This window comes from Curtobacterium sp. PsM8, assembly GCF_030433875.1.
Lineage (GTDB): Bacteria > Actinomycetota > Actinomycetes > Actinomycetales > Microbacteriaceae > Curtobacterium.
In genome coordinates, this window is record NZ_JARUXD010000135.1 from 1 (window position 1) to 3,237 (window position 3,237).

The window sequence follows — 3,237 nt, forward strand, 5'->3', positions numbered from 1 at the left end:
CCCCGGCGTGCCGGCCGCGCACCTGCGTGGACACTGACACGGCCATGCGGATCCCCCCCCCCCCCGGCCCCCCCCCGGGCCCCCCCCCCCCCGGCCCCCCCCGCCGCCCCCCCCCCCCCCCCCACCGAGGTGCACCGCACCGTCGCCGCCCCGACCCGAGACGTACCGGCCCGCCCCCGCGCCCGGGTCACTGTGCCCGAGCCCGCAACCGTCCCCGTTCCCTGACCGCGCACGACCATGCACGAGAACACGAGGTAGCCGTGACCACCACCGCACCAGCCCCCGTCACCGCGACGGACACGCTGCTCGACTTCCGGAACGTCGAGATGACGTTCCCGAACGGCACCATCGCCCTGCAGGGCGTCGACCTGACCGTGGACCGCGGCCAGTTCGTCTCGGTCGTCGGCCCGTCCGGCTGCGGCAAGTCGACGCTGCTCCGGATCGCCTCCGGGCTCGAGACCGCGTCCGACGGCACCGCCGGGGTCGCCGCCGACCGGATCGGCTACGTCTTCCAGGACGCCACGCTCCTGCCGTGGCGGAGCGTGCAGGGGAACGTCGAACTGCTCGCCGAACTCGGGCACGTGCCCAAGGCCGAACGGGCCGCGAAGGCGAAGCACGCGATCGACCTGGTCGGTCTGAACGGCTTCGAGGCGAACCTGCCGAAGCAACTGTCCGGCGGCATGCGGATGCGCGTCTCGCTCGCCCGGTCGCTGACCCTCGACCCGGAGCTGTTCCTGTTCGACGAGCCGTTCGGCGCCCTCGACGAGATCACCCGCGAACGCCTCAACGACGAACTGTTGCGGCTGTTCGTGGAGCAGCAGTTCGCCGGCCTGTTCATCACCCACTCGGTGTCCGAGGCCGTCTACCTGTCCACCGAGGTCATCGTCATGTCGGGCCGACCGGGCAGCATCGTCGGCCGGTTCGACGTGCCCTTCCCGATGCCCCGCGACCCGGACATCCGCTTCACCCCCGAGTTCGCCGAACTGGTCGGCGAAGTCTCGCACGCGCTCCGGGAAGGACACCGCTGATGGTCACGCTGCAGGAGGTCGCCGAGGCCCGCACCGCACGCACCGCCGCCCGCCGGTCCTCGACCCGCACCCGCCGCTCGGTCACCTGGTGGCAGCCCGTCGTCGTCCTCGCCGTGCTCGTCGCCGTCTGGTACGCCGCGGCCTACTACTACGACCACGTCCGGAGCCTGGCGTTCCTCGTGCCGTACCCGCACCTGGTGCTCACGGCGATCGTCGCCCCGACCGGGATGAACGGCGCCCCCTCGACGTTCGGCCACGACCTGTGGACGGCCCTCGGACGGACCACCGTCGTGTCACTGACCGGGCTGGCGTTCGCGATCGTCATCGGCGTCCTCTGGGCGATGGCGATGGCGCAGGCGAAGTGGCTCGAGAACTCGCTCTACCCCTACGCGGTCGTGCTGCAGTGCGTGCCGATCCTGGCGCTCGTGCCGCTGATCGGTGCCCTGTTCGGCTACGAGTTCACCAGCCGGGTCATCGTCACGGTGATGATCGCCCTGTTCCCGATGGTGTCGAACACGCTGTTCGGGCTGCAGTCCGCCGACCGGGCGCAGCACGAGCTCTTCCGGCTCCAGCGCTCCAGCCGCCTCGCCCGACTGGTGAAGCTGCAGGTCCCCGCGGCGCTGCCGTCGATCTTCGTCGGGCTGCGGACCTCGGCCGGCCTGTCCGTGATCGGCGCGATCGTCGGCGACCAGTTCTTCCAGCGCGGCAACCCCGGCCTCGGCGTCCTGATCCAGGTCACCGCATCGCGACTGATGGGGCCCGAGCTCTACGCGACCATCATCATCGCCTCGCTCTACGGCGTCGTGGTGTTCCTGGTCTTCGGCCTGCTCGGTCGCCTGGCCGTCGGCCGCTGGCACGACTTCGGCTGACGCCCGACCCGTCGGCCGCCCCCGCTCCTCCCTTCCCACAGCACCCACCCCCAGCACCACGAGACCCGCACCACGAACGGAGCCTCCATGCGCACCACCACCCGAATCGGCGCTGTCACCGCCGCCCTCACCGTCACCGCACTCGCCCTCACCGGCTGCGCGAGCGGCTCGGCGAGCGGCAGCAGCACCACGGCCGCCAGCGCCGCCACGGCGACCGGCCCGAAGGTCGACCTGTCCGGCACCTGCCCCGCGACCGTCGTCGTCCAGACCGACTGGAACCCGGAGGGCGAGCACGGCCACCTGTACCAGATGCTCGGCCCGAACCCGACGATCGACGCCTCCGGCAAGACCGTCACCGGCGACCTGTACGCGAACGGCAAGCCGACCGGGGTGAAGCTCGAGATCCGTGCCGGCGGCCCGGCCATCGGCTACTCGAAGGTCAGCTCGCAGATGTACCAGGACAAGTCGATCACCCTCGGCTACGTCTCCACCGACGAGGCCGTGCAGTTCTCCGGCAAGCTGCCCACCACCGCGGTGTTCGCCGAGAACGACCAGTCCCCGTTCGTGATCATGTACGACCCGTCGAAGTACAAGGACGTCGACAGCATCAAGGACCTCGGCAAGCAGCTCGAGAAGAAGAAGGGCGTGGTCCGGTACTTCAACGGCGCCTCGTACATGTCGTACCTCGAGTCGGCGGGCATCCTGCCGAAGAGCATCCTCGACGGCAGCTACGACGGCACCCCGGCGAAGTTCGTCTCCGCGGGCGGCAAGGACGCGCAGCAGGGCTTCGCCACCGCCGAGCCGTACATCTACCAGAACCAGGTCGCCGCCTGGGGCAAGAAGGTCGCGTACAAGCTCGTCTCGAGCACCGGCTGGAACCCGTACCCCGAGACGATGTCGGTCCGCACCGGTGAACTGTCCAAGCTGTCGCCGTGCCTGAAGCAGCTCGTGCCCGTGATGCAGCAGGCGGACGTCGACTACCTGAAGTCCCCCGGCGCCACCAACGACCTGATCACCCAGCTCGTGCAGCAGTACAACAACGGCTGGACCTACGACTCGAAGGTCGGCGCGTTCGCCGCGAAGCAGATGAAGTCGCTCGGCATCGCGACCGACGGTGACAACGGCTACGTCGGTGACCTCGACGAGAAGCGCGTCACCGACTTCATCGAGAAGGCCACCCCGGTCTTCGCCGGCGACGGCGGGGACGTGAAGTCCGGTCTGCAGGCCTCCGACCTGTACACGAACGAGTTCCTGGACAAGAAGGTCTCGCTCGGCTTCTGAGCGCGCCGGTCGGCCCAGCCGACCACCCACCGGACGGGAGGCGCGGTGCAGGACCGCCC

The 3,237-nt window shown here is 70.1% G+C and carries 3 protein-coding genes; all 3 read left to right on the forward strand.

Features of this window, described 5'->3' with window-relative positions; translation table 11 throughout:
• Window positions 1-260 precede the first annotated feature (260 nt).
• Window positions 261-1,028, forward strand: coding sequence for an ABC transporter ATP-binding protein (locus tag QCD68_RS17010; RefSeq protein WP_258376680.1), 768 nt, complete (start codon window positions 261-263; stop codon window positions 1,026-1,028).
• A complete protein-coding gene (locus QCD68_RS17015; protein ID WP_111074612.1) occupies window positions 1,028-1,897 on the forward strand; it encodes an ABC transporter permease in 870 nt (289 codons plus the stop codon). The genes QCD68_RS17010 and QCD68_RS17015 overlap by 1 nt, the downstream gene beginning before the upstream one ends.
• Before the next feature lie 87 nt (window positions 1,898-1,984).
• A complete protein-coding gene (locus QCD68_RS17020) occupies window positions 1,985-3,178 on the forward strand; it encodes an ABC transporter substrate-binding protein (RefSeq protein ID WP_253464189.1) in 1,194 nt (397 codons plus the stop codon).
• The last annotated feature ends 59 nt before the right edge of the window (window positions 3,179-3,237 follow it).

Excerpts from the sequence above, each read along its gene's own strand:
- QCD68_RS17015 (WP_111074612.1), top strand. The coding sequence starts at position 1,028 with ATGGTCACGCTGCAGGAGGTCGCCGAGGCCCGCACCGCACGCACCGCC.
- QCD68_RS17020 (WP_253464189.1), top strand. The coding sequence starts at position 1,985 with ATGCGCACCACCACCCGAATCGGCGCTGTCACCGCCGCCCTCACCGTC.